Source organism: Novosphingobium resinovorum (assembly GCF_027922145.1).
Lineage (GTDB): Bacteria > Pseudomonadota > Alphaproteobacteria > Sphingomonadales > Sphingomonadaceae > Novosphingobium > Novosphingobium resinovorum.
The window spans coordinates 304,395-327,554 of sequence record NZ_BSFC01000030.1 but is presented as its reverse complement, the minus strand read 5'-3'; the positions used below and the strand labels follow the sequence as shown (position 1 = coordinate 327,554).

At 64.0% G+C, this 23,160-nt stretch carries 27 protein-coding genes; 12 read left to right on the top strand and 15 right to left on the bottom strand.

From position 1 onward, the window contains the following. The first annotated feature begins 15 nt into the window (after positions 1 to 15). Together PKE80_RS19455 and PKE80_RS19450 are read left to right on the top strand one after the other, a co-directional pair. Positions 16 to 498, top strand: coding sequence for a VOC family protein (locus tag PKE80_RS19455; RefSeq protein WP_271183929.1), 483 nt, complete (start codon positions 16 to 18; stop codon positions 496 to 498). Between the two features lie 155 nt (positions 499 to 653). Beyond that, positions 654 to 932: a hypothetical protein gene (locus PKE80_RS19450; protein ID WP_271183928.1), complete on the top strand. Its 279-nt coding sequence runs from the start codon at positions 654 to 656 to the stop codon at positions 930 to 932. A gap of 99 nt (positions 933 to 1,031) precedes the next feature. On the opposite strand, the gene PKE80_RS19445 is transcribed toward PKE80_RS19450, so the two are convergent. From PKE80_RS19445 to PKE80_RS19435, 3 genes are all read right to left on the bottom strand, one after another. Continuing rightward, a complete protein-coding gene (locus tag PKE80_RS19445; protein WP_271183927.1) occupies positions 1,032 to 1,391 on the bottom strand; it encodes an EthD domain-containing protein in 360 nt (119 codons plus the stop codon). Continuing rightward, positions 1,388 to 2,176, bottom strand: a complete 789-nt coding sequence (locus PKE80_RS19440) for a sugar phosphate isomerase/epimerase family protein (protein ID WP_271183926.1) — start codon at positions 2,174 to 2,176, stop codon at positions 1,388 to 1,390. The genes PKE80_RS19445 and PKE80_RS19440 overlap by 4 nt, the downstream gene beginning before the upstream one ends. A gap of 138 nt (positions 2,177 to 2,314) precedes the next feature. After that, positions 2,315 to 3,493 carry an aromatic ring-hydroxylating oxygenase subunit alpha gene (locus PKE80_RS19435; RefSeq protein ID WP_271183925.1) on the bottom strand — a complete coding sequence of 393 codons (1,179 nt, stop codon included), beginning with the start codon at positions 3,491 to 3,493 and terminating at the stop codon, positions 2,315 to 2,317. Positions 3,494 to 3,603: 110 nt separating this feature from the next. On the opposite strand from PKE80_RS19435, the gene PKE80_RS19430 reads away from it, so the two are divergent. After that, the gene (locus tag PKE80_RS19430) at positions 3,604 to 5,232 is read left to right on the top strand and encodes an AMP-binding protein (RefSeq protein ID WP_370424384.1); all 1,629 of its coding nucleotides are present in this window, start codon (positions 3,604 to 3,606) and stop codon (positions 5,230 to 5,232) included. 164 nt (positions 5,233 to 5,396) lie between these two features. On the opposite strand, the gene PKE80_RS19425 is transcribed toward PKE80_RS19430, so the two are convergent. Then, positions 5,397 to 6,203 (bottom strand): SDR family NAD(P)-dependent oxidoreductase, encoded by an 807-nt coding sequence (locus PKE80_RS19425; protein WP_271183923.1) that lies wholly within the window; start codon positions 6,201 to 6,203, stop codon positions 5,397 to 5,399. 151 nt (positions 6,204 to 6,354) lie between these two features. Here PKE80_RS19425 and PKE80_RS19420 point away from each other — a divergent pair, with 151 nt between their 5' ends. Both PKE80_RS19420 and PKE80_RS19415 read left to right on the top strand, forming a co-directional pair. Next, positions 6,355 to 7,116: an SDR family NAD(P)-dependent oxidoreductase gene (locus PKE80_RS19420; RefSeq protein ID WP_271183922.1), complete on the top strand. Its 762-nt coding sequence runs from the start codon at positions 6,355 to 6,357 to the stop codon at positions 7,114 to 7,116. Between the two features lie 191 nt (positions 7,117 to 7,307). Then, positions 7,308 to 7,703: a ribonuclease E inhibitor RraB gene (locus PKE80_RS19415; RefSeq protein WP_271183921.1), complete on the top strand. Its 396-nt coding sequence runs from the start codon at positions 7,308 to 7,310 to the stop codon at positions 7,701 to 7,703. 301 nt (positions 7,704 to 8,004) lie between these two features. Here the strand turns inward: PKE80_RS19415 and PKE80_RS19410 are convergent, their stop codons facing one another. Together PKE80_RS19410 and PKE80_RS19405 are read right to left on the bottom strand one after the other, a co-directional pair. Further along, positions 8,005 to 8,220 carry a hypothetical protein gene (locus PKE80_RS19410; protein WP_271183920.1) on the bottom strand — a complete coding sequence of 72 codons (216 nt, stop codon included), beginning with the start codon at positions 8,218 to 8,220 and terminating at the stop codon, positions 8,005 to 8,007. Positions 8,221 to 8,287: 67 nt separating this feature from the next. Beyond that, positions 8,288 to 8,494 (bottom strand): cold-shock protein, encoded by a 207-nt coding sequence (locus PKE80_RS19405; RefSeq protein ID WP_036526131.1) that lies wholly within the window; start codon positions 8,492 to 8,494, stop codon positions 8,288 to 8,290. A 227-nt stretch (positions 8,495 to 8,721) separates the two neighbouring features. Between PKE80_RS19405 and PKE80_RS19400 the strand changes: the two genes are divergently transcribed. After that, positions 8,722 to 9,153: an acyl-CoA thioesterase gene (locus tag PKE80_RS19400; protein WP_271183919.1), complete on the top strand. Its 432-nt coding sequence runs from the start codon at positions 8,722 to 8,724 to the stop codon at positions 9,151 to 9,153. On the opposite strand, the gene PKE80_RS19395 is transcribed toward PKE80_RS19400, so the two are convergent. The 3 genes from PKE80_RS19395 to PKE80_RS19385 all read right to left on the bottom strand — a co-directional run bounded on the left by PKE80_RS19395 (position 9,145) and on the right by PKE80_RS19385 (position 10,715). Further along, positions 9,145 to 9,969, bottom strand: coding sequence for a transglutaminase-like domain-containing protein (locus PKE80_RS19395; protein ID WP_271183918.1), 825 nt, complete (start codon positions 9,967 to 9,969; stop codon positions 9,145 to 9,147). The genes PKE80_RS19400 and PKE80_RS19395 overlap by 9 nt on opposite strands. Beyond that, positions 9,963 to 10,229 carry an antitoxin Xre/MbcA/ParS toxin-binding domain-containing protein gene (locus PKE80_RS19390; RefSeq protein ID WP_271183917.1) on the bottom strand — a complete coding sequence of 89 codons (267 nt, stop codon included), beginning with the start codon at positions 10,227 to 10,229 and terminating at the stop codon, positions 9,963 to 9,965. Before PKE80_RS19390 ends, PKE80_RS19395 begins: the two co-directional genes overlap by 7 nt. 312 nt (positions 10,230 to 10,541) lie before the next feature. Further along, positions 10,542 to 10,715 carry a hypothetical protein gene (locus tag PKE80_RS19385; RefSeq protein WP_271183916.1) on the bottom strand — a complete coding sequence of 58 codons (174 nt, stop codon included), beginning with the start codon at positions 10,713 to 10,715 and terminating at the stop codon, positions 10,542 to 10,544. Positions 10,716 to 11,023: 308 nt separating this feature from the next. Between PKE80_RS19385 and infA the strand changes: the two genes are divergently transcribed. Both infA and PKE80_RS19375 read left to right on the top strand, forming a co-directional pair. Further along, positions 11,024 to 11,293, top strand: coding sequence for a translation initiation factor IF-1 (gene infA, locus PKE80_RS19380; protein ID WP_271183915.1), 270 nt, complete (start codon positions 11,024 to 11,026; stop codon positions 11,291 to 11,293). 28 nt (positions 11,294 to 11,321) lie between these two features. Further along, positions 11,322 to 11,468: a hypothetical protein gene (locus PKE80_RS19375; protein WP_271183914.1), complete on the top strand. Its 147-nt coding sequence runs from the start codon at positions 11,322 to 11,324 to the stop codon at positions 11,466 to 11,468. Positions 11,469 to 11,525: 57 nt separating this feature from the next. On the opposite strand, the gene PKE80_RS19370 is transcribed toward PKE80_RS19375, so the two are convergent. From PKE80_RS19370 to PKE80_RS19355, 4 genes are all read right to left on the bottom strand, one after another. After that, positions 11,526 to 12,197, bottom strand: coding sequence for a spermidine synthase family protein (locus PKE80_RS19370; protein WP_271183913.1), 672 nt, complete (start codon positions 12,195 to 12,197; stop codon positions 11,526 to 11,528). 75 nt (positions 12,198 to 12,272) lie between these two features. Beyond that, positions 12,273 to 12,635: a response regulator gene (locus tag PKE80_RS19365; protein WP_271183912.1), complete on the bottom strand. Its 363-nt coding sequence runs from the start codon at positions 12,633 to 12,635 to the stop codon at positions 12,273 to 12,275. Positions 12,636 to 12,993: 358 nt separating this feature from the next. Beyond that, positions 12,994 to 13,707 (bottom strand): SDR family NAD(P)-dependent oxidoreductase, encoded by a 714-nt coding sequence (locus PKE80_RS19360; protein WP_271183911.1) that lies wholly within the window; start codon positions 13,705 to 13,707, stop codon positions 12,994 to 12,996. After that, positions 13,704 to 14,717: an NADP-dependent oxidoreductase gene (locus tag PKE80_RS19355; RefSeq protein WP_271183910.1), complete on the bottom strand. Its 1,014-nt coding sequence runs from the start codon at positions 14,715 to 14,717 to the stop codon at positions 13,704 to 13,706. The genes PKE80_RS19360 and PKE80_RS19355 overlap by 4 nt, the downstream gene beginning before the upstream one ends. A 153-nt stretch (positions 14,718 to 14,870) precedes the next feature. On the opposite strand from PKE80_RS19355, the gene PKE80_RS19350 reads away from it, so the two are divergent. From PKE80_RS19350 to PKE80_RS19340, 3 genes are all read left to right on the top strand, one after another. Then, positions 14,871 to 17,198, top strand: coding sequence for a TonB-dependent receptor (locus tag PKE80_RS19350; protein ID WP_271183909.1), 2,328 nt, complete (start codon positions 14,871 to 14,873; stop codon positions 17,196 to 17,198). A gap of 81 nt (positions 17,199 to 17,279) precedes the next feature. After that, positions 17,280 to 18,044 carry an SDR family NAD(P)-dependent oxidoreductase gene (locus tag PKE80_RS19345; protein WP_008828682.1) on the top strand — a complete coding sequence of 255 codons (765 nt, stop codon included), beginning with the start codon at positions 17,280 to 17,282 and terminating at the stop codon, positions 18,042 to 18,044. 176 nt (positions 18,045 to 18,220) lie between these two features. Beyond that, positions 18,221 to 18,562 carry a hypothetical protein gene (locus PKE80_RS19340; protein WP_271183908.1) on the top strand — a complete coding sequence of 114 codons (342 nt, stop codon included), beginning with the start codon at positions 18,221 to 18,223 and terminating at the stop codon, positions 18,560 to 18,562. Between the two features lie 4 nt (positions 18,563 to 18,566). On the opposite strand, the gene PKE80_RS19335 is transcribed toward PKE80_RS19340, so the two are convergent. Together PKE80_RS19335 and PKE80_RS19330 are read right to left on the bottom strand one after the other, a co-directional pair. Next, complete coding sequence (locus tag PKE80_RS19335) at positions 18,567 to 19,358, bottom strand: ThuA domain-containing protein (RefSeq protein WP_271183907.1); 792 nt, start codon at positions 19,356 to 19,358, stop codon at positions 18,567 to 18,569. Continuing rightward, on the bottom strand, positions 19,358 to 20,365 hold the full coding sequence (locus tag PKE80_RS19330; protein WP_271183906.1) for an NADP-dependent oxidoreductase: 1,008 nt from the start codon (positions 20,363 to 20,365) through the stop codon (positions 19,358 to 19,360). The genes PKE80_RS19335 and PKE80_RS19330 overlap by 1 nt, the downstream gene beginning before the upstream one ends. Positions 20,366 to 20,514: 149 nt before the next feature. On the opposite strand from PKE80_RS19330, the gene PKE80_RS19325 reads away from it, so the two are divergent. After that, positions 20,515 to 23,007, top strand: a complete 2,493-nt coding sequence (locus PKE80_RS19325) for a TonB-dependent receptor (RefSeq protein ID WP_271183905.1) — start codon at positions 20,515 to 20,517, stop codon at positions 23,005 to 23,007. Positions 23,008 to 23,160: the final 153 nt, after the last annotated feature.

Here is a 23,160-nt window from a genome sequence, read left to right as displayed (position 1 = left end):
AAGGAGGAGCGGAGCATGGCCCAGAAACTGCCCGGCGTCATCGGCGTCCACCATATCGGCGTCTCGGTGCCCGATCTGGGCAAGGCACGTGAATTCTACCTCGAGATCCTCGGCGCGGTCGAGGAAGTCGAGCCGCTGAGCTGGTCCGACAACCCCTTCATCGACGAAGTGGTGGGTCTCAAGGGCAGCGCCGCCAACCAGTTCTTCTGCCGCCTCGGCAATCTCCAGATCGAGGTCTTCCAGTACGACGCCCCGAAGCAGGCACCGCAGGACCCGCGCCGGGGCGTCAACGAATACGGCTATACCCATATGGCGCTGCAAGTGGAGGACGTCCTTGCCGTCCACGAACGGATCGTCGCGGCGGGCCTGCCGGTGCACACGCCGCCCGCGATGGAGGGCATCACCATCGATGCGAGCGGCGTGAAACACGGCTATGCCGGAACCTATTGCCGCGACTTCTTCGGCAATGTCTTCGAGATTCTGGAGATCCACGCCTGACTTTCCGCGTTCACATTTGAACGCAAAGGAAAAAATTTCAACGCGAAGCCCTAATTCGCCGGATGAACCGAAACTTAATCGGCCCGGCCGTGTTCCCGGATTGAGAGACAGCGCGGTATCGGTCGCGACGCCGCCCCCGCCCGGGAGCCTGAAACGTGGATATGAACACCCTCAACCGCAGTCGTGCCCAGCAGGTGGCGCGCGTCGTCGAGATCCGTGCCATCGAGAGCGGCACGGTGGACGCCGATGCTGTGCCCGCCGCCCTGCTCCGCGATGCCGTGCGGGAAGCCGGGTTGTTCCAGCGCTCGGTGCTGGGCCACCTCGACCACAAGGAATGGCGCGATCGCGTCCGGGCCGACGGCCAGCGTCTCATGGACTTGCTCGCGGAGATCGGTTTCCGTCCCAGCGAGCGCGCCGCTCGCAAGTCGGCCTGACGCCTTCGTCATTGCAAGCGAAGCGAAGCAAAGCAATCCAGAGCGGTTCGCTCGGCCCTGGATTGCTTTGCTTCGCTTCGCTCGCAATGACGGAAGAGGTTATCCAACCGGCGGCATCACCGATGCACTCTCGGTCACGGTGAAGGCGCGGACCCGGCTGCGGTCAAACAGGTTTTCCTCGTCCTCGGCGATCATCGCGGCGACCTGCGGATCGCCCAGCGCGGCGAAGCAGGCATCGCGCGTCGCCGCGTCGGGGAAGTCGATTTCCATCACCACGTCGTGATCGAACGGCTGGTCCGTCCCGTCCATCGGCGAGAGAAACCGGCGCACGTAGCGCGTGGCGTAGCCGGCCAGTACCTTCTCGCCGATCACGCGGTGGCTGCTTTCGTAGTAGGCGCGGAAGTCCTCGACGCTCATGCCTTCGCGGCGCTTGAGGAGCGTGATCACGGTAACCGTCATGCCAGCACGCCCATCCACTCGCGCATCCCGTCCAGCACCGCCTTCGCCCGCAGCGCCGGGTGCGAGAACGCCTCGCGTAGCGCCGCCGAGCGCAGTTCCAGGGACAGCGGAATACCTTGCGGCAGGGCCTGCAGCATCGCCGCCAGCGGCAACGCGCCTTCGCCCGGCTGTTCGCGCAGGTCGATGGCATCGGTGATGACCGCGTCGAAGTTCGCCGGATCGGGCCGCTCGGCCCGCGCGTCGCAGAACTGGGCGTAAGGCAGCAGCGCCGGATCGATGGCCGCGATCTGGTCGACCGTAGTGCCGGAGCGGTCGACGTGGATCGGATCGACCAGCACCGCGCGCAAGGGATGCCCCACCCGGTCGAGGATGCCGAGCGCCTGGCTCAGGGTCTTCACCTCGGTGAAGATGCCGAATTCCAGCGCCACCCGCATTCCCGATCCCTCGGCGTGGCGGCAAAGGGCGGAGAGGCGCTCGATCGTCTCGCCCTCCTCGTGCGAGGATACGCATAGCACGTTCGCCGCGCCGAGCTGCGCCCCGACGTCCAGCACCTTGCGGTGATCGTCGAGCGTGGTGTCGGGGCGAATCCACACGACCTCGACGTCGAGCACCGGCAGGCCGGTGCGCTGCAATGCTGCGCGCGCATCGCGGGTATGCTGCGCGGTCCATTCCAGCGGATCGACCCAGAGGCCGACCGCGTCGAACCCGGCGGCGGCGCCTGCCTCGATCACGTCCACCGCCCCGAATTCGGGCAGGACGCCGGAGGCGAGGGATAGTTTATGCATTGTTTTTTCTCCCAAACCCACCCCGTCCGGCTAGTTCGCTGCGCTCTCAAGCCTCCCGGCCCTCCCGCGAGCGGGAGGGCAAGGCGCAGGTCTGTCATCCCCCTCCCGCTCGCGGGAGGGGACAGGGGTGGGCAAATCCTACATCACCGGTTCGGGCAAGGAGGCATCATCCGCCAGATACCAGTTCAGCCACTCATGGAAGTACTGGTTCCCGCGTTCGTTCTTGCCGAACGTCAGGTCGTCATGCGCGCCCGATTCGAGGCCCTTCTGGATCTCGAGGCCGATCACGTAGTCTTCCTCATACGTGACATCGCGGAAGAAGTTCATCGCGCCTTCCACGGCCTCGCGGTCCGCCTCGTCCTTGACCGGATTGCGGCGCAGGTAGTTCAGCACCGTGCGGTTCTCGGCGGGCGTCGGTCCGGGGAACAGCTGCGCGACTTGCGTGATCTCCGGCGCGATGAAGATCGAGACGTTGGGGAAGAAGATGCGCACGAAATCGTAGCCGTAGTTCTCGCGGTTGCCCCATTCCTCGCGCGGCACGTCCTTGAGCTGCTCGGCGATCGAATGCTGCGGGAAGCCGATGCGGATGTTCGGCCCGAAGCCCTCGTAATGCGTGCAGTTCGACGGCGTGCGCGGGAAAATCGTCTCGGGGTGGAGCGACTTGAAGTGGTAGCCCTCTAGGTATCCGTCGAAGGCGATCTTCCAGTTGGCGCCGTGGATCGTGCGATTGCCGAGGTACGTCCAGTTCGCGAAGTCGAGCGCGTCGAAATCCTCGAGGAAGTCCTTGAAATAGTGATCGAGGTCCATCGGCGCGTTGGGCGTCAGGCACACGAAGATCATACCGCCGCGTTCCTCGCACGGCAGTTCGCGCAGGCCCATCGCGCCCTTGTCCACCTCGCCGAAGGTGCCCGGCTCGGAGATGCCGATCAGCTTGCCGTCGGCGCCATAGGTCCAAGAGTGGTACTTGCAGGTGAAGCGCGAGCAGTTGCCCTTGCCGTCCGGCGCGACCGGGGCGCCGCGATGCGAGCAGACGTTGAGGAAGGCGCGGACCTTGCCCTGCTTGTCGCGGTTGATGAGCACGGGCGAACCGACCGCGTCCATCGCCTTGTAGTCGCCAGGATTCGGCAGTTCGGCGGTGAAGGCCAGCATCAGCGGCACGCGCTTGAAGACCAGCTCCAGCTCGGCCTTGAACTGGTCCTTGTCGGTATAGCTGCCGGTGGGCACGCGCAGCGGCCGCGCCGTCTGGAAGGTCTTCTTGTTCGCCACGTAGTCGAGCATGATCTCGGCCACGTCACCAATGCGCTTTACGCGTTCCACGGTCTTCTCCCGGTAATTTATACGTCGATCCTGCGCGAGCCGCCCGGTCGCCACAAGCTGCGCAAGGTGATAGGCGACAGGGGGGCGCACAGTGCGGCACTCAGGGGATCATGATGGAGAGGAAGAGCCCCCCGTGGGCATGGCTTGAAACCCCACCGCCGCATCTGGCTGCTTACGCCGGAACGGACTTGTGGGACGAACGCACGATCGCCGAGCAGGCGAGCGCGCTGGCCGAGGCCGACCCCGGCTTCGTGTGCCTGATCGAAGGCGACGTGACCGTCACCCGCGCGCAGGCCGTAGCCGATGCCGAGGCGCTGAGCGCCGCGATGCATGCGCGCGGCCTGCGGCCGGGAGACGTCATCGCCTTCCAGGTGCCCAACTGGCGCGAGGCGATGGTGATCAACCTGGCCGCCGCGATGTCGGGCCTCGTCGTCAACCCGATCGTGCCGATCTACCGCGACCATGAAGTCTCGCTGATGCTGGCGGACTGCGGCGCGCGGGCGTTCTTCGTCGCCTCTTCGTTCCGCAAGTTCGACTACGCGGCGATGGCGCGGCGACTCGCAGGCGTGCTGCCGGACCTGGCTCATGTCTTCACCGTGCGCGGCGAAGGTTCGGACGATTACACAGCGCTGATCGAGGAAGGGCGCGCCCTCCCCTTCGCGCGGCCGAAAGTCGATCCGCTGGGCGTGAAGATGGTGCTCTATACCTCGGGCACCACGGGGCGGCCGAAGGGCGTGCTGCACAGCCACGTCTCGATCGCCCGCATCCTGCGCGAGAGCGGGCACTACTGGGGCCTGACCGAAGGCGAGGCGACGCTGATGCCCTCCCCCGTCACGCATGTCTCGGGCTATGCCAACGGGCTGGAGGCGCCGTTCATCTGCGGAATCCGCACGGTGCTGATGGAAAGCTGGAACGCGGAGCAGGCACTCGCCCTGATCGACCGGCATCAGGCGGTCGGCACCGTCGCCGCCACGCCGTTTCTCGTCGAGCTGGCGGCCGCCGCGCGTGCGAGCGGCAATCGCCTGCCCAGCTTCCGCTTCTTCGCCTGCGGCGGCGCGGCGGTTCCGGCGGACCTGATCCCCGCCGCCAATGCCGCGTTTGACCACTGCCGCGCCTTCCGCGTCTTCGGCGCCTCCGAAGTGCCGCTGGTGACGTTCGGCTGGCCCAACGTCGAGGCACTGGCCGCGACGACCGACGGCGCCGTGGTCGATTACGAAGTGCGCATCGTCGATCACGAGGACCGCGACCTGCCCGACGGCCGGGAAGGCGAAATCCTCGCGCGCGGCCCCGGCATGATGCTGGGCTACGCCGACGAGGCGCAGACCCGCGAGGCGATCACCACGGACGGCTTCTTCCGCACCGGCGACCTCGGCGTGCGGACGGAGGACGGCGCGATCACCATCACCGGCCGCAAGAAGGACCTCATCATCCGCGGCGGCGAGAACATCTCGGCCAAGGAGATCGAGGACGTGCTGCACGCCCATCCCGCCGTGCGCGAGGCGGCCGTCGTCGCCATGCCGCACGAACGGCTGGGCGAAGGTGTCTGCGCCTACGTCATCGCCGATGGCGAGGCACCGAGCCCGCAAGCGCTCGCCGCACACATCGCCGACAGCGGGCTGGCGAAGCAGAAGATTCCCGAGAGGTTCGAATTCCGCGAGGATTTCCCGCGCACGGCTTCCGGCAAAGTGCGCAAGGACCTGCTGCGCGCGGATGTGAAGGCGCTGGTGCCCGGTCAGTAGCCCTCTACTTTCGTCATTGCGAGCGAAGCGAAGCAATCCAGGGCAATCTCGCGTCGCCCTGGATTGCTTCGCTTCGCTCGCAATGACGATGCGGAGTGAAAGTAACTGGAACTGGCGACGGCATCCTTGGATACCGCCGCCGGCCCTTCCTCCCCAGGAAACTCTCAGCCCGCAGCCATGGCGGCTGCGACGGCCGCGTCGATTTCGCTCTTCATCGGGTTGCGGCGCAGCGTCAAGCCGCCATTTACCTGCAGGTTCTCGCCGGTCATGAAGCACTCGTCGCTGGAAAGCCAGACGACGGCGGCCGCAATGTCGTCGCTGGTGCCGATCCGGCCGAGCGGATAGCCCGCAAGGAAGGCGTCGAACAGGCCCGGCACCTGCTTGGCGTCCGAAGTCATCGGCGTGTCGGTCAACCCCGGCGAGATCGAATTCGCGCGCACGCCTTCCGCCCCGAACTCGTGCGCGACGCAGCGGATCACGTGGTCGGCCCCCGCCTTGGTGCCCATGTAGGCGGCGTGGTCGTTGAGCATGATCGTCGCCGTCGCGGAGCTGATCTGGATCAGCGAGCCCCCGCGCCCGCCCTTGCTGCGCGCCATCTTGCCCACCATCGCCTGGTAGAAGTGGAAAGGCCCGACATACTGCAGCATCGTCATCGCCATCAGTTCGTCATGCGTGGTTTCCAGGAAGCCCTTCAGGAGCCCCCAGCCGGTGGCATTCACCGCAATGTCGATGCCGCCAAGCTGCTGCGCGGCGCTGTCCGCCAGAGCATCGACGCTGGCCTTGTCGGTCAGGTCGCAGGCGCTCCACTTGCAGTCATGCTGCGCGGCGAAATCGGCCAGCACGTCTTGCTTGCGGCCGGAAACGAGCACGCTGGCGCCCTCGTCCATCAGGCGCCGGGCGATATGCTGGCCCATGTTGTCGGGGCTGCTGGCGCCGAGGACAACGGCGCGCTTTCCTTCGAGGCGCTTCATGACACTCTCCCGTCGAATTGTTGCGGCCCCCGCGCTAGCACGGCGGGGCTGCGGTCATTCCTGACCAAAGAAATAGTGGCCATGCCGCGCCCGAGCGGCGACACCACGGCATCTGACAAGAAACCACGCGCGTGGCAGAGGAGCGCAAGACATGGATCTCGGACTGAAGGGCCTCAAGGCCATCCTCGTGGGCGCGAACGGCGGCATCGGCCGCGTAGTCGCGCATGTGCTGTCGGCCGAAGGCTGCGACATCGCCATCTGCGGCCGCTCGCAGGACAAGGTGGACAACGTGCTGTCGGAGGTCGCCGCTTCAGGCGTGAAGACCTACGGCGAGGCGCTTGACGTCACGCAGGTCGAGGCGGTCCCCGCCTTCGTCGACAAGGCGGCCGAGGCGCTCGGCGGCTGCGATATCTTCATCAGCTTCACCTCCACCAACCTCGGCGAAGACACCGACGCCGCGTGGGAAGCCGTGATCCAGGCCGACATCCTGCCGATGCGGCGCGGCATTGCGGCGGCCCGCCCGCACCTTGCCAAGTCGGACAACGCCGCGATCGTGTGCTTCAGCTCGACCGGCGCGGTCGAGGAATTCATGGGCGTTCAGCCCTACAACGCCCTCAAGGCCGCCGTGATGAACTATTCCTCGTCACTGGCGCAGGCGCTGGCGGGCGAAGGCATCCGCGTGAACTGCATCACCCCCGGCCCGGTGCTGACCGAGGACGGCCCCTGGCCCAAGATCCAGGCCGCCATGCCGGACTTCTACAACGCGACGCTCGCCAACATGCCCTCGGGCCGGTTCACCACCGGCGAGGAACTCGCCAAGGCGGTGGCTTTCGTCGTCTCGCCCGCATGCAAGGCGATGACCGGCGCCAACATCGTGGTCGACAACGGCTACACCAAGCGCACCCAGTTCTGAAGTTCAACGTCCCTCCAGAGGATCAGTGCGGCGGCTTGCAAGAGCCGCCGCCTTTTTGTTGGCCCACCGCGCCTTCCCGGGAAGTCGGGGCGAGTTGATACGGGATTTGCACAGTCCAGAAGAAAAAGGTGTCTCCTTGGGCCGGAGAGTGCCTTCTTGCGGTCACCCCAAAGGGCTGCGATCAACTGAGCATGAATCCCATGCTCATCCTTCTTTTCGCAGAGACCGTTGGCGCGCAATTACCGTCAATTGATCCCGCCTGCGTCGAAGCCGAATTGGCGGCGGATGGTGATGTCCTGCGATCCCTGAACGAGAACGGTGACAAACCGTTCATCATTCGCCCGGTCGACGTACGATTCACCGGGAGTACGCAAGAGATCAAGGCGCTGCAAAAGGCCATAAGTTCGCTTGGGTGGCGCATCGTCCAATGCGTGACAATCGACACCGGAGAAAAGGCGCTTGATGTCCAGCGCGATCAGACCACCGATCGGGATGCGATACGAGCCCTGACGGAAACAGCGCTTCGTCTCGAAGCGAAGTTCAACGTGAAGTATGACGGTTGGGGGACTGTCGCGACCCAGCGATAGTTCCGATACTTGCCTTTGGCATGCCGGACTTCGACTTTTCGGGCTCTACCCGTTACGGACTTTAATCCGTCAGTGCTTTACCGACCGCCCGTGCGCGGCTTTACCACACGACAGATCCGACACTGACCGAAAAGAGATTGGCAGCTTTAAATCGAGGAGCTTCTTTCGAAACGCGGCTCAGCCGATGGGACGCTCTCCCAATCCGCAGCAGATTTCGGCAACGATCACCGTCCGGACCAAGACGATCACACCGTACTTCTTGTGAAGTCGTGCCCGCCGTTCACACGGAAATCTTGCGCCGTTATTGAAAGTTGATTTCACTGCTTTCCAGAGAAATCACTTCTGCCTGGGAATTTTTCACTTTCCGAGCATCTTCGGTTTTCTGGGCGCGATCAGCCAGTTCGTTCCAGGCGGACACTGCTCGCAGGCATCGGTCACGTACCTGAGGCAGGCTTGCGGCATCGGCCGCAATCGTCTGGAGATCGGCTTGCTCGCGATAAAATGCCAGCGACGACATCAGTTCACTCCTGTGTCCGGTGGCCAAGATCGGCGGACCTTCGTAAAGGTCCGCCGCTCCGGTTTGTTCAGGCCGACTGGAGATTGACGGCCGAGGTCTTGCCGCGGCGGTCGGTTTCCAGTTCATAGGACACGCGCTGATCCTTGTTCAGGGTGCGCATGCCGGCACGTTCCACAGCGCTGATGTGAACGAAGGCATCATCGCCGCCCGTTTCGGGAGCGATGAAACCGAAGCCCTTGTCGGCGTTGAAGAATTTTACGGTTCCGGTGATCATATGGGTATCCTTTGCCCAATGCAGTATGACGGGCATGCGCCAACAGCGGCACATCCCGGCTTCGTGAGGCTAGTAAAGGACAAAGGGGAGCCTTGGCGGCCCAATATCCGTCGCAGGCGACGTTTCAGCCCGATCATTGTACACGCATCGAGAAAAATGGATAGGCTGAATCAGGGTTTAGTCGGGAAATGAATCCGGACTGTCACGGTAATGTGATACATGATGCCATGGATTCCACGCAAACCCACGATTATCCTGTGACGATCGGCATCGACGACATCGACTTTATGGGTCACGTCAATAATTCGATATACTTGAAATGGGTGCAGGAAGCCGTCATCGAACACTGGCAGAGGGTCGCATCGCCTGCCGCAGTTGCCACCTATCTATGGATCGCGCTCAAGCATGAAATCACGTATCGTAAACCGGCGTTCCTGCGCGACCGGCTGACGGCCAATGTCGTGCTGGAACAAGTGCGCCGGGAAAGTGCATTCTATGAAACGACGATCCGGCGCGGCAGCGAAGTGATTGCCGAAGTAAAATCGCGCTGGTGTTGCATCGACGCGGTGTCACGGCGGCCCGTTCGGGTAACAGCCGCCGTCATGGCATGCTTTTTCCCTGAAGCCTCCCACGAGCAAACGGCGCCGGCATCAGGATAGAGCGAGGCCCAACCTGTCTTCGTCGGTATAGATATCGAACCGGGAAAGGGTGACGGCGCCGAAGGTCATCGTCAACGCCGCATCGGCCGCGTCACGTCCTCGTGCCATCAGTATCCGCCCACGACGAGGGCGGTTGTGCCTTGCATCGAAAACATACCAGCGATCCCCCAGCCACACCTCGAACCAGGCGGAGAAATCCATGTTTCCCAGCGGCGTCGGCAAGTCCATGTCGCCGAGATAGCCGGTGCAATACCGTGCGGGCACGTTCATGCAGCGACACAGCGTGATCGCCAGATGCGCGAAATCGCGGCAGACACCCTCGCGCTCCTCGAACACGTCCCGCGCAGTCTTCGTTGACCTTGCCGTCATGTAGTCGAAGCGGATGTGGTGATGCACGTATTCGACGATGGCCTGGACAAGGGGCCACCCCGGCGCGGTGCCTCCGAACAGTTCCCATGCCGTCTCGTTCAGGCGGTCCGTTTCGCAATAGCGGCTGGCCAGAAGGTAGAGCATGACGTCGTCAGGCAGAGCCTCGATCGCGGATTGCGAGGCTTCCGGCTCAACCGGGTCCGGTTCGAAATCATCGTCGATGACGAAGCCGCAGGACAGCGTCAGTCCGCCAGCCGGGATGGTCAGGCGGGTGCAGATGTTACCGAAACTGTCCACGTAATCATAGATCGGCACGTCCGGCGTGGTGAACAGCCGCTGCGGCGTGCGCAAATCCTTGTTGCGCGAAGCATGGATACTGAGATGCGCGAGCATCGGCACGGACTGCTCGCATGTGAAAGCGATATCGTATCCCGCGCGGATCAGCATGCAGGCTTCAGGCCTGCAAGATCACGTTCCACCCGTCCCAGCCCTTCGGCAGACTCCACGGCAAGATCGAGCGGTCGCCCTCCGAGCTTGCCGCAAGCCGTGTTGAGATAGGCAATAGCTTCGTCCCGACCCCCAAATGCTTCGAGCGCCAGCTTCGTCACCTGCCCCTGGCGGCTTGCCGCATCAGGGGCCAGCTTCGGGCGATCCGACCATCGCATTTTCGCGCGGGCCGGCCGAGCGACCTTGTCTTCGCTTTCCATTTCGGATTTCCTACTGATACGGACGCATCCGGGATGCGGCGATCTTCCAGAGCATGCTGGTTACCTGCGCTTTCCCGATGGAAGAGCCGGCTCCGACCTCAAGCATGGTGCCTTCGTGATCGGGGCCGGGGCTGGAAAGAAAATTCCGCGCAGCCACTCGACCGCCCAGTAATGCGAACGCGAGATCGGCTATTTCACTGCGCCGCTGAAAGGTCAGGTCATCTCTCGAGACGTGGATCCATTGCCGACCGCACGGCGGGATGCCTGCCGGTCGCGACCTTGGACAAGCGAAGTGGTTCGGCGGCGGCCAGGTCATGACCATTGCGGGTAGGTCGATACACCCATGTCCTGTCGCAGACGGGCGATCCGGATTTCGTAATGGCGAACCAGGTCGAATCGCGATCTGACCTCAGGGCTGCCCTTGTCGCGGGTCGCGTACTCGATGAGAGCAATTTGGTGATGATAAAGTAGCTGATTGAGGTCCATACAGGCACTCCTTTTTGCGGGAGCGCGCTTGGTCTCTCAGTCGCCGACATGCAGAAATGACCGGCAATATTTTTCTTCTACATGATTTTGTCCCGACCAGCGAGCGCATTCCACCGATCAGGATAATATTTAAAAGTCTACGCCCGCATTGAAAAATCGATTCTAAGGTGTATATGGATGTCGCTGCGTCATTTTTGACGGATTTTTGCCTGCGCCCCGCAGGCATTCTCAGACATCAGCCTGGCTCTCATGATCGCCGTTTTGCGCATGCATGTCGGCGGGCGCCCTCGTATTCGGGACATCGTGGATTGGCCAAGGAAGAATTGCTGACAATGGAAGGCTTTATCGAGGAAATCCTCCCCGATGGGCGCTTCGCGGTTTTGCTCGACAACGAGCACAAGATAATCGCCTACACGGCAGGCAAGATGCGCAAGTTCCGCATCCGCTCGGTGGTCGGTGATCGCGTACATGTCGAGATGACGCCTTACGACCTTTCAAAGGGTCGGATCGTATTTCGCGAAAAGACACCGGGACAAGCCGGAGGGCCGCCGAGACGGCGCAGCGGGTTTAAAAGATAAACGCGGAAAAATCCGCACACAGGAAAACATGCACATCAATACCCAAGGCGCGCAAAAACGCCCCGAAAATGCCACCCTCAACCCAGTTGCCAGTCGTAACGGCTCCATTCAGTGGCCCGCAGGGCTTCTGAGCCGGGATCACCTGCAGCGCCTCGTCGCCGCGATGGTGGACTGATCAGCCCCTCCCCGGTTTCAGCCGGGGAGGCATCGCTGCAGGCTCGGGGTCGCAGGATCAAGGCTTGTGGGCGAACCAGATGACATGGCGAAAGCCCTTGTTGTTCGCCCGCGCTCTCACCTGCGTCTCGGTCACTTCGAAGCCGACGTCACGCAATCGCTGCGTAAATGCAGGTTCTGGAAACGCCGACCAGATGGCAAGTATGCCCCTCGGCCGCAGCGCAAGCATCGCTCGCTGCAATCCAGGCACCGAGTACAGCCCGTCGTTGAGCTGGCGCGTCAGACCTTCCGGACCGTTATCGACGTCCAGCAGAATGGCATCGTAAGCTTCCCACGCTGAATCGATAAGCAGCGCCACGTCTTCGCCGACGACGTGAACGCGCGGATCGTCAAGACACCCATCGGTAATTTCCTGCATCGGCCCTCTGGCCCATGTCAGGATTTCCGGGACGATTTCGGCGACGACGACACTTGCCTCCCCTGCCAGCGCTGCCAGTGCCGCGCGGAGCGTGAACCCCATGCCATACCCGCCGATCAGCAATTGCGGGGCAAGGCGATCGGCGATCTTCTCGCAGGTCATCACCGCCAGCGCCTCTTCCGAAGCATTGGCCCGCGTGCTCATCAATTCGTTGTCTTCCAGCAGGATGGTGAAATTGGTGCCGTGCTGGACAAGCCTCAGTTCCACTCCATCCGGCACGGTTGCATGACCGAGCACGACATCGTCTATCATCGCATTTCCTTGAATAGCCCGTCGCCGGGTCTGATATGCTGGTGCGGCAGGACGGTCCCGCTCGCAAGCGGTAGGTCAGGCGAGGAGGTTCTTCAACGCTTCGCCGAGGGATCGTTCGAGGTAGGGCTTTTCGAGGAACACGGCACCGAAAGGCATTTCGTGCCGAGCCAGCGGCCGGCGGCCCGAAGTGATGATGATGCCGATGTGCGGCCAGCGTGTTTGCGCTTCAAACGCCAGGGCCATGCCGTCGATTGGGCCCGGCATGTCGATGTCGGTGAACAAGATCGCGATCGAAGGGGTCTCTGCAAGGATGCCGAGAGCCCGTGTGGCATTCGTCGCTTCTTTCGTAATGAAGCCCGCGCTCTCGGCCATATCGCAGGCGGCCAACAAAATAAGGGGTTCATCCTCGACAACGAGGACAATGGGGTGAGACGGCATGAAAAGACGGCTCTCTGAGGGGCGCAGCAGTCAGCCCGGCATGCCGTCCCGATTTCATGGGCCGAGGCTCGCAGGCTCCGTTCGAGCCTGATCATCACAATAGCGGCGCAACCTGTAAGTTCCAGAAATCTTTTACTGTTCGCCCCGTCCGGAACACTGGCGCATTGATCAATGACTTGAGTGGGCGTGCGGCCGACCGGGCGCCTTTTCACCCGATCAAAGAATAGGCGGGCGGTCAAGGGGCAGGCAGTTCACTACCCAAAGCGTCATTCAACTCGATCGTCATCCCGGCGAAGGCTGGGACCGTGATGACCATGATACGGCTTTTCGGCGAGAACTGCACTATCCCTCTGAACCCTCAGTGCCGCACCATCGCCCCGCCATCGACCCACAGGCCATGCCCGGATACGAAACGCGCCTCCTCGCTGCACAGGAACGCCACGACGTCGGCAATGTCCTGCGGTTTGCCAAGACGGCGCAACGGGGCCTTGCCTTCCCAGAACGTCCGGTACTCCGGCATCTGGTCGAAGGCAGGGGCCGTCATCGGCGTGTCGATGGCCCCGGGCTGGACACAAGTGGCGGTGACGCCGAACGGCCCAAGTTCCGCCGCGACCGACTTGGTGAAGCCCAGTACCGCGTGCTTGGAGGCGGCATAGGCGCAAAGCCCCTCGTCCCCGTAAGTCGAGGTGGTCGAGCCGATCGTGACGATCCGGCCCGCGCCATGGGCCTTGAGCCAGGGTGCCGCCTCGCGCACCAGCCGGAACACGGCGATTAGGTTCACCTCGATCACGCGCAGGAAATATGCGTCTTCGTGCCCCTCCAGCGGATGGAAAGCGCTGATGCCGGCACAGGGGACCACGGTGTCCAGCCCGCCCATCCGCTCCGCCGCCGCCGCGACCAGCCGCGCATTGGCGTCCGCACCGGTGAGGTCCGCGATGAAATCGACCTCCCCCTGAATGTCCGCCGTGAAGACTTGCGCTCCGTCCGCAGCCAAGCGCTTAGCAACGGCAGCGCCAATGCCCGAACCCGCGCCGGTGACGATGGCCCGGCGGCTCTGCAGACGCCCGCTCATGCGATCTTCAGCACGAGCTTGCCCGTGTTCGCCCCCGAGAACAGGCGCATGAAGGCCGGGTAGGCGTTCTCGAGCCCCTCCTGCACGTCTTCGTCCGCACGCAGTTTTCCGTCCGCCAGCCACTGCGCCATCTGCGCACCGCCTTCGGCGAAACGGTGGGCATAGTCGGCAATCAGGAAACCATGGATCGTCGCGCGCCGGGCAAGGATCTGCCACAGGTTGCGCAGGCCCAGCTTTTCGGGCGTGTTGTATTCGGCGATGAGGCCGCACAGGACGATGCGGGCGTGATGCGCGAGGGTGAAGACCTCCGCCTCCAGCACCGCTCCGCCGACGTTCTCGAACACTACGTTGACGCCGTCAGGCGCGGCGGCGGCGATCTCGGAAACTAGGCTTGCGTGATCCTTGCCCTTGTAGTCGATCGCGGCATCGAAGCCATAGTCCTCGATCAGGCGGCGGCATTTCTTCGCACCGCCGGCGATGCCGACGACGCGGCAGCCCATGATCTTGCCGATCTGGCCGACCGCCGAGCCTACGGCACCTGCTGCGCCCGAAACCAACAGCGTCTCGCCCGGCTGGGGCTTTGCCACTTCGGTCAGCCCAAAGTAGGCCGTGAGCCCGACCGCGCCCAGTGCCGACAGAAAGTTCGACGGCGATGCCACGGCCTCTACATCGATCGGCATCGTGAAGCCGCCGGGCATGGCTACCGAGTAGTCCTCAAGTGCGTTGAGCCCCATGACCCATTGACCGGCAGCGAAGTCCGGGTTGTCCGAGGCATGGACCACACCCACCGTCGTCGCGCGTACCGGATCGCCAAGCGGGATCGGCGGCATGTAGCTTTCGGCGTCGTCCATCCACCCGCGCTGGGCCGGATCCAGCGAGGCGTAGTGATTGCGCACGACGATCCCGCCGGGTGGCGGGGTGGGGACAGCTTCGGTCACCAGCATGAAGTCTTCGGGAACGGGTTCCCCCTCCGGCCTGCGCGCGAGCAGGAATCGCCGGTTCTCGGCCATGGCATCGATCTCCTCTATTTATGCGAGTGGTCCGATTTCGGACGCAAGCCCGCACCTGTGCAAATCGACAGGTAGGTCGCGAAACGATCCGATGCATAGTGACCACCGGAAGACGGCCGCACAGAATCGCGGCCGCACCGGGAGGATAAACTGATGGCATCCGCACATGTTCGCGGAGCGCGAAATACCGCGCTCATCAAGCTCGCACTCGCATCCAGCGCACTGACCTGTATTTCAGCACCCGCCTTCGCGCAGGACGCCGCACCGCAGGCGGCCGACACCGCCGTCGTCGATCCGAACGAGATCATCGTCTCTGCCCGCCGCCGCTCGGAAACGCTGCAGGAAACTCCGATCGCGATCACCGCCGTCAGCGCGGCGATGCTGGAAAACAAGGCCTCGGCCAACATCGGCGACCTGCAGGGCGCCGCGCCGGGTCTGCTCATCACCCAGCAGAATTCGGGCGCGCAGGCGGCTAACATCTCGATCCGCGGCCTGACTTATGCCGATATCGAGAAGTCGCAGACGCCGACCGTCGGCGTCGTGGTGGACGGCGTGACGATCGGCACCAACACCGGCCAGTTGCAGGATGCCTTCGACATCGCCCAGATCGAAGTGCTGCGCGGGCCCCAGGGCACGCTGTTCGGCGCCAACACCATCGGCGGCGTCATCAACATCACCCGCACCAAGCCCACCATGGAGCCCGGCGGCAAGGCCGAATTCACCTACGGCCGCTGGAACACCTGGGCCGGCAAGGCCATCGTCAACTATGGCGACGGCGAGACCTGGGGCATCAAGGGCTGGTACTTCCACAACGAGTCCGACGGCTTCTACCGCAATGCCATCCGCGACACCCGCGCGGGCGGCAGCAAGGCCGATGCCTATGGCGCGAGCCTGCTGTTCGAACCCGCCGGATCGGGCTTCGACGCGCAGCTTTCCGTCGAAAACGTGGTGCAGAGCTTCGAGCCGGTGGTCAGCAACCTGACCAACAGCACCGAACTGTTCTGCGGGTTGATCCCCGCCAACGAGTGCGGCCGCAACAACACCACCGACCTCTACACGGTGTTTACCCTGCCCGCGAAAAGCAAGTACCGCGCGCCGAACGCCACGTTGCAGATGAACTACGACCTGGGCGGCATCAAGCTCAGCTCGATTACCGGCTGGCGCCACAGCAAGGAAGCGCAGACCCAGGACTTCGACGGGTCTTCGAGCGATCTCTACTACGTCGATCGCCGCCAGAAGTACACGCAGTGGAGCCAGGAACTGCGCGCAGCGGGCAACCTGTTCACCGGGTTCGACTACGTCGTGGGCGGCTACTACTTCCATTCGAAGTACAGCCTGACGCAGTGGACGCGCTTCTTCGGCTTCGATCCTTCGGTGTCGCCGATGGAATTCGACACCAACGCCCAGACCAACATCGGCAAGACCACCAGCTACGCCTTCTTCGGCGACTTCAACTGGGCCTTTGCCGACAAGTGGCGCCTGTCCTTCGGCGGTCGCTGGAGCCATGACAACAAGAAGCTGACCAACAGCTTCGCGACGGCGGGCCTGATCGGTTCGGGAGATGCGAACTTCACCAAGTTCACGCCCAAGATCGGCATCGACTACCGCCCCAACAGCGACGTGATGCTCTACGCCAGCTGGTCGCGCGGCTATCGTTCGGGTGGCTTCAGCCCCCGCGCCGCCACCGCCGCCACCGCCAGCACCCCGTTCCAGCCCGAGACCGTGGACGCCTACGAAGTGGGCGCCAAGCTCTCGGCGTTCGATCGCAAGCTGGAATTCAACGTTGCGGGCTACGTGTCCGACTACAAGGACATGCAGCAGAACCTGACGGTTCCCGGCGGTCCGCTGGGCAACCAGACGATCACCGGCAACGTGCCGGGCGGCGCGATCATCAAGGGCATCGAGGCCGACGCCACCCTGCGCATCACCTCGCAGTTCAAGATCACCGCCTCGACCGCGTACATGAAGTCGCACTTCCGCAACTTCGTGACCTGCGGCGCTGTCTCGGCAACGCAAACGGCGGCGGCCAACAGCTGCGGCACCGGGCTGGTGCCGTTCAACTACTCCGCCAACCGCCTGATCTACGCGCCCAGGTTCACCGGCTCGGTCAATGCCGACTACGAAGTGCCCACCAGCTTCGGCAAGATCGTCGCCACGGCCGGCTGGCGTCACATCAGCCCCTATGACGAGCAGATCTCGCAAGGGTCGCTGACACCGACACTCGACGGCAGCGGCGACGTGACCGGCGTGACGGTCAATGGCAACGATGCCCGCGTGCGTACCACCACGCAGGACCTTGTCGATGCCAGCCTGACCTTCAACTTCGATGTCGGCGACAAGGAAGCCTACTTCCGCGTCTTCGGCCGCAACCTCGCCAACGAGAAGACCACGACGCACGCGTTCACCGTGGCCGGGCTGTTCTCGTTCGGCATGGCATTGGAACCGCGCACCTACGGAGCCACCGTCGGCGTGAAGTTCTGATCTCTTACCCCCGCGGGGGGAAACGGGGTGTCCGGCGTTCCCCCGCCGGGCACCCTTAACTTTGAAGAAGGAGTACATGAAATGGGCCGTCTCGAAGGCAAGATCACTCTGGTAACCGGCGCGGGCAACGCCCGGGGCCTCGGCGCCGCCACCGCGCAGCGCTTCGCGGAGGAAGGTGCCTTCGTCTACGTCACCGATCTCAGGCTGGAAGACGCCGAAGGCGTTGCCGCGTCGATCCGTGAAGCAGGCGGCCAGGCCGAGGCACTGGCACAGGACGTGACCAGCGAAGCCTCGTGGGACGACACCATCTCTGCGATCGAGCAGGGCCACGGGCGTCTCGACGTGCTGGTGAACAACGCGGGCATCGCCATTCTCAAGCCGCTGCAGGAACTCTCCCTCGCCGACTGGGAGAAGCAGAACAAGGTCAACCTCGACAGCGTGTTCCTCGGCACCCAGCGCGCGGTGGCGCTGATGCGCAAGGTCGGCCATGGCGGCTCGATCGTGAACCTTTCCTCGATCGGCGGGCTGGTCGGCGTGCCGATGTGCGGGGCCTACGGCGCGGCCAAGGGCGGCGTGCGCCTGTTCTCCAAGGTCGTGGCGCTGGAATGCGCGGCCGAGGGCATCCGCTGCAACTCGGTCCATCCCGGCATGATCGAAACCGCCATGCAGGACGTCGCCCGCCAGGATAACCCCGAGGGTTTCAAGGAGATTGTCTCCGGCATTCCAATGAAGCGCATGGGCAGCCCCGTCGACATCGCCAACATGAACCTGTTCCTCGCCAGCGACGAGGCGAACTACGTCACCGGTTGCGAATTCACCGTGGACGGCGGCGTGACCGCGATGTGATCGCTCCTGATCCTCCCTGTCGCGCAGCGATGGGGAGGGGGACCGCCGACGCAGTCGGTGGTGGAGGGGTTAAGGCCCCCCCCCGTCAGCCCTGCGGGCTGCCACCTCCCCATTGCTTCGCAACAGGGAGGATTGCGGCACTTGCAGTCCGCGCTGCCCCGTTCTACCGCCGCCGGATGGCCAAAGCAGACCGTCTCGAACGCCTCGACACCCGCCGCGCCGACCTCGAGGTCGATTACCGCGAGGCGCTGATCGCCGCGCTCAAGGTCTGTGCGGCAGGCAAGTGGGGCCTGTTCGACCACAATGCCGACCGCGCTGCACGCGCAGCCGTAGCTCCGACGATCGCCGAACTGACCGAACTCGCCGAAGAGATCGACACCGCGCGCGAACAGCTGTTCATGGAGCCTTTCGAACTCCACCAGGAATTCCTGCGCCAGCGCGGCCCGGTGGACTCGCAGGCCGTGGGTGAGCCCAAGCAGGCCCGCGCCTGGCTGGATCGGCTCACCGCGAACGAGTGAACGCTCACGCGACCCAGCGGATCGCGTTCTCCACCAGCCGCCGGTAATTCACATCGTCGTAAGCCGATGGCCCGTCACCCGGCTGGAGGTAGACCAGCCTGCTGCGTCCCACCTCACGCGTCCAGCCGATCAGGTCGCTGCCCGGCGGATGGTCCCAGTCCTCGCGGTCGTACATACGTCCCCGGACCGCCAGTTCGGCGGAGAAGAACTGCTCGCGCGTGAAGGGAATGTCTGCCCGCAGCAATGGCGTGACATCCTCAGCGAATATCTCCGCAAGGTAGGTCTCGTCGGTCAACCTGAAGCGCGGTGGCAGGCCGGCCGTCACCGGGTGCTCCGCCAGCACGACCGCATCGTATGTCACGCCGTGCGCATAGCCGCTATCGAGCACCGGTCGCCCGCGCACCGTGCCCGGATGGTAGAGGAATCGCCCGCCCAGCCATTCGTGATATTCGTCCCAAGTCGGCCAGCCCGCCAGCGCGTGGTGCAGCGCGACGACGCCCTTGCCCTCCTCCAGCAACGCGCGAAAGCCGTCAGCCAGTCCCGGTGGCGGATCAAGATGCTGAGGCGCTCCCACCTCTGCCTCGAAATCGAGGCCCGGCATGTCGTATAGCACCAGCGCATCGAAGCCGCGCATCCCGTCAGTGTTCATCAGCTTGGCCGCTGCGGGCTGGTCCACCATCGTCGCGCTGATACCCTCCATCGACTGGAACAGCGCATCAAAGGCAGTACGATCGAACGGATGCCCGCGTACCGCGACCAGGCACTGGATCGGAGCGCGATGGCGGATCGTCGGCATCAGAGCTTCACGACCACCTTGCCGATGTTCTTGCCGGTCAGCATCCGCTCGTAAGCGGTGAGGACATTCTCCAGCCCGGCCGTCTCGTCGAAGCGCACCGCCAGTTTCCCGGCATCGAGCCATTCGCGCAGCTGCGGCATGAATTCGGCGCCGCGATGGAGGAAGTCGGGAATGAAGAAGCCCTCGATCCGCAGGCGCCGCATCAGCACCTGATCGAACTTCGCCGGTCCCGGCATCGGCGCATCGGTGTCGTAGCCCGCGACCATTCCGCACACTGCGACGCGCCCGTAATGCGCCATGTTGCCCAGCACCGCGTCGAGGATCGGGCCGCCAACGTTGTCGAAGAAGGCATTCACCCCGCCCGGCACCTCGGCCAATCGCGCGTCGACGTCCTCATTGCGGTAGTCGATCGCCATATCGACGCCGACCTCTTCGGTCAGATAGCGGCACTTGTCCGCCCCGCCCGCAATACCGACGACTTTCGCGCCCAGGTTCCGGCCGACCTGACAGGCCAGGCTTCCCGTCGCCCCCGCCGCCGCCGAGACGACCAGCCACTCGCCCGGCTTCACCGCCGCGACTTCCCTGACGCCGACATAGGCCGTCCAGGCATTCATGCCGAGCGCCCCGAAATGCTGGCGCGGATCGGCGACGGTCTCGTCCACCACTTCCAGCCCGGTCAGCGCCGGGACCACGGTGGCGACATCCGCCCACTGCCCGAAGCCGCGCACCAGCGCACCGACCGGATAGCCCGCGTCCGCACTCTCGATCACCCGGCCGAGCACGAGGCCGACCATCTTCGATCCCAGCGGCAGCGGAGGCTGATAGCCGTCGGTGCGCGGGCTCATCCACATGCGCGTGCCCGCGTCCATCGACAACCACTCGGTGCCAATGCGCACCTCGCCATCGGCCAGCGGCGCGCAGTCTTCTTCCTGCAGGCTCAGGAAGCGGGCGAAATCGGTATTTCCTTCGGGGTGGCGATCCAGTCGCCAGAAACGGCAGCGCGTCAATTCAGGTCTCCTCTGCCCGACCCTCGCGCGCAGGCCCGCCGAGGCCACCTGTCCAAACTGATAGGGCTATCCGTTTGCACAGGACGCCGCCCAACCGCGACGGGTCTAACCAGCAGCCAAGAACGATTACAAAACGGGAGGTTTCTGAAATGCGAGTCCCCAAATCCGTCCTGCTCGTCTCCACGGCGCTGACGATGGTGGCGTCTCCGGCCATGGCCCAGGATACGTCTGCAGAGGCACCGGCTGCCGCTCCTCAGGATGACGCGGCCCAGCAGAAGGGCGGCCTCAACGAGATCATCGTCACCGCGCGCAAGCGTCAGGAATCCGTGCAGGACGTGCCCGTCGCCGTCACCGCCATCTCCGCCGAGCAGATCGCCACGCGCGATGTCACCAGCGTCGAGAAGATCACCGCGATCGCCCCGCAGTTCAGCGTCGGCCGCGCTTCCAACGGTTCCGGCGCGCAGCTCACCTTGCGCGGCATCGGTTCGTCCTCGACCTCGATCGGCATCGAGCAGTCGGTCGCGGTCGTCGTCGATGGCGCCTATTACGGCCAGGGCCGCGTCATCAACGAGGGCTTCTTCGACCTCGCCCGCGTCGAGGTCCTGAAAGGCCCGCAGGCGCTGTTCTTCGGCAAGAACGCGACGGCGGGCGTGATCTCGATCACCACCGCCGACCCGACCGACAAGTTCGAGGGCATGGTCAAGGGCGGCTACGAGATCAAGAGCCAGCAGTACCGCCTGGAAGGCTACCTTTCCGGCCCGATCAGCGACACCCTCGGCTTCCGTCTGGCCGCGCGCTATACCAAGATGGACGGCGGCTATTACCGCAACGTCGCCGATCCCATCAACTACACCGAGATCGACTCCGCCAGCATCCTCGCGGGCGGCACCGGCGATGCGACCACCCATGTCGCCCAGCCTGCCGCACGCAAGGCGCCGGGCGAAGAGGAATTCCTCACCCGCGCCACCCTGAAGTGGGAACCGACCGACCGCTTCACCGCCACCCTCAAGGGCAGCTTCGACCAGAGCACGGTCAACAACTCCTCGTGGAACTACGTGGCTTACCGGTGCGGCGACGGCGATACCTCGCAGCTCAACGGCTATGCCTGCGGCAAGGACTTCGTCACCCACCAGAACAACATGCCCGCCGACATCGCGGCGACCTATCCCTACGCGAAGAAGGACGGCTCGCTCTACAACAAGTACCGCTCGGCAGGCGGCACGCTTAACCTGACGTACGATGCGGACCAGTTGCAGCTGTCCTCCGTCACCAACTACCAGTGGAACAACAACCGCTGGGCCTGCGCCTGCGACTTCCAGTCGGGCGGCAGCGAGAACGGCATCGGCCCGACCTGGGCGACCGAGAACTCCTCGTGGAAGGCGTTCAGCCAGGAACTGCGCGCGCTGACCCAGTTCGACGGGCCGTTCAACATGATGGTCGGCATGCTCTACCAGAAGACGCGGCGTGACTTCGACCAGTTCGTGCTGACTGGCGGCGTCTCCAATTCGGATGCGCCCGAGGGCTACGAATACGTCACCACCGCCAAGAGCAGCTTCACCAAAGGCGAGACGATGGCCGTCTTCGGCCAGATGACTTACAAGATCCTGCCCGACCTCGAACTCGCGGGCGGCGTGCGCTACACCGACGAGACGAAGAACAGCTTCTTCACGCAGCCTTACAACAACCCGCTGGTCCTCGGCATCTTCCGCGATCAGAACGACCCCGACGGCCTCGGCGAAGTGGCCGCGCGCCAGCACTTCACCAACTGGTCGCCGGAAGCCACGCTGACCTGGAAGCCGACGCCGGATCTCATGGTCTACGGCGCCTACAAGACCGCCTACAAGTCGGGCGGCTTCTCCAACGGCGGCATCAACTCGAAGTTCTCGAGCGATCCCACCGCCGACCTCACCTTCGATCCGGAAAAGGCGGAAGGCTTCGAGATCGGCTTCAAGTCCACCCTGCTCGACCGCCAGTTGCGCTTCAACGTGACGGCGTTCACCTACAAGTACCGCAACCTGCAGGTGGACTTCTTCAACTCGCCGATCTTCGCGTTCCAGACCCTCACCGCGGACGCGCGCACCAAGGGCATCGAGGCCGAGTTCGAATTCGCGCCCAACGGCATCGCCGGGCTCGATATCCATGGCTCGATCAACTACGACAAGGCGACCTACACCGACTTCCCGCTGGCACCGTGCTATGCGGGCCAGACCCCGGCGGAAGGCTGCAACCTGTCGGGCAACAGCCGCCAGAACCTGACTGGCGCACCGCTTTCGGTGGCCCCGCGCTGGACTGGCAACCTCGGCATCGGCTACGAGGTCTCGGTCGGATCGGCGAGCAAGCTGGGCTTCAACGTCGATAGCAAGTACTCGGCCAGCTATCTCGCTTCCGGCTTTGGCAACCCGCTGTCGCGCCAGAGCAAGTACGTGACGCTCGATGCTGGCATCCGCTTCGGCGCCGAGGACGACAACTGGCAGATCGCCCTCATCGGCAAGAACCTGACCAACCGCTTCTACGTCACCGGCGTGGTCGATGGCCCCTCGACCGGCGGCGGCACCGGCACCGCGGCGGGCACGAAGGCCGACCAGCTGGGCTTCGGCACCCTGCCCCGTACGGTCATGGTGGAAGTGACCAAGCGGTTCTGACGACCTCGTCGTCCCGGACTTGATCCGGGACCGGTGGCGATCCTTAGACAAGAAGCCCTCGGCAAGGCGCCATGCGCCTCGCCGAGGGCTCGGCCGTTCATGGCCAGCGATCCCGGATCAAGTCCGGGATGACGATGCCTTTGTTGCGTCGCA

Coding starts and splice junctions, on each gene's coding strand:
- PKE80_RS19385 (WP_271183916.1), bottom strand. CDS start 10,715: ATGGACCTCAATCAGCTACTTTATCATCACCAAATTGCTCTCATCGAG.
- PKE80_RS19360 (WP_271183911.1), bottom strand. CDS start 13,707: ATGAGCGGGCGTCTGCAGAGCCGCCGGGCCATCGTCACCGGCGCGGGT.
- PKE80_RS19390 (WP_271183917.1), bottom strand. CDS start 10,229: ATGGAAAGCGAAGACAAGGTCGCTCGGCCGGCCCGCGCGAAAATGCGA.
- PKE80_RS19370 (WP_271183913.1), bottom strand. CDS start 12,197: ATGATAGACGATGTCGTGCTCGGTCATGCAACCGTGCCGGATGGAGTG.
- PKE80_RS19355 (WP_271183910.1), bottom strand. CDS start 14,717: ATGGCCGAGAACCGGCGATTCCTGCTCGCGCGCAGGCCGGAGGGGGAA.
- PKE80_RS19340 (WP_271183908.1), top strand. CDS start 18,221: ATGGCCAAAGCAGACCGTCTCGAACGCCTCGACACCCGCCGCGCCGAC.
- PKE80_RS19325 (WP_271183905.1), top strand. CDS start 20,515: ATGCGAGTCCCCAAATCCGTCCTGCTCGTCTCCACGGCGCTGACGATG.
- PKE80_RS19415 (WP_271183921.1), top strand. CDS start 7,308: ATGAATCCCATGCTCATCCTTCTTTTCGCAGAGACCGTTGGCGCGCAA.
- PKE80_RS19395 (WP_271183918.1), bottom strand. CDS start 9,969: ATGCTGATCCGCGCGGGATACGATATCGCTTTCACATGCGAGCAGTCC.
- PKE80_RS19410 (WP_271183920.1), bottom strand. CDS start 8,220: ATGTCGTCGCTGGCATTTTATCGCGAGCAAGCCGATCTCCAGACGATT.
- PKE80_RS19365 (WP_271183912.1), bottom strand. CDS start 12,635: ATGCCGTCTCACCCCATTGTCCTCGTTGTCGAGGATGAACCCCTTATT.
- PKE80_RS19445 (WP_271183927.1), bottom strand. CDS start 1,391: ATGACGGTTACCGTGATCACGCTCCTCAAGCGCCGCGAAGGCATGAGC.
- PKE80_RS19430 (WP_370424384.1), top strand. CDS start 3,604: ATGATGGAGAGGAAGAGCCCCCCGTGGGCATGGCTTGAAACCCCACCG.
- PKE80_RS19405 (WP_036526131.1), bottom strand. CDS start 8,494: ATGATCACCGGAACCGTAAAATTCTTCAACGCCGACAAGGGCTTCGGT.
- PKE80_RS19420 (WP_271183922.1), top strand. CDS start 6,355: ATGGATCTCGGACTGAAGGGCCTCAAGGCCATCCTCGTGGGCGCGAAC.
- PKE80_RS19400 (WP_271183919.1), top strand. CDS start 8,722: ATGGATTCCACGCAAACCCACGATTATCCTGTGACGATCGGCATCGAC.
- PKE80_RS19335 (WP_271183907.1), bottom strand. CDS start 19,358: ATGCCGACGATCCGCCATCGCGCTCCGATCCAGTGCCTGGTCGCGGTA.
- PKE80_RS19345 (WP_008828682.1), top strand. CDS start 17,280: ATGGGCCGTCTCGAAGGCAAGATCACTCTGGTAACCGGCGCGGGCAAC.
- PKE80_RS19425 (WP_271183923.1), bottom strand. CDS start 6,203: ATGAAGCGCCTCGAAGGAAAGCGCGCCGTTGTCCTCGGCGCCAGCAGC.
- PKE80_RS19440 (WP_271183926.1), bottom strand. CDS start 2,176: ATGCATAAACTATCCCTCGCCTCCGGCGTCCTGCCCGAATTCGGGGCG.
- PKE80_RS19455 (WP_271183929.1), top strand. CDS start 16: ATGGCCCAGAAACTGCCCGGCGTCATCGGCGTCCACCATATCGGCGTC.
- PKE80_RS19350 (WP_271183909.1), top strand. CDS start 14,871: ATGGCATCCGCACATGTTCGCGGAGCGCGAAATACCGCGCTCATCAAG.
- PKE80_RS19375 (WP_271183914.1), top strand. CDS start 11,322: ATGCACATCAATACCCAAGGCGCGCAAAAACGCCCCGAAAATGCCACC.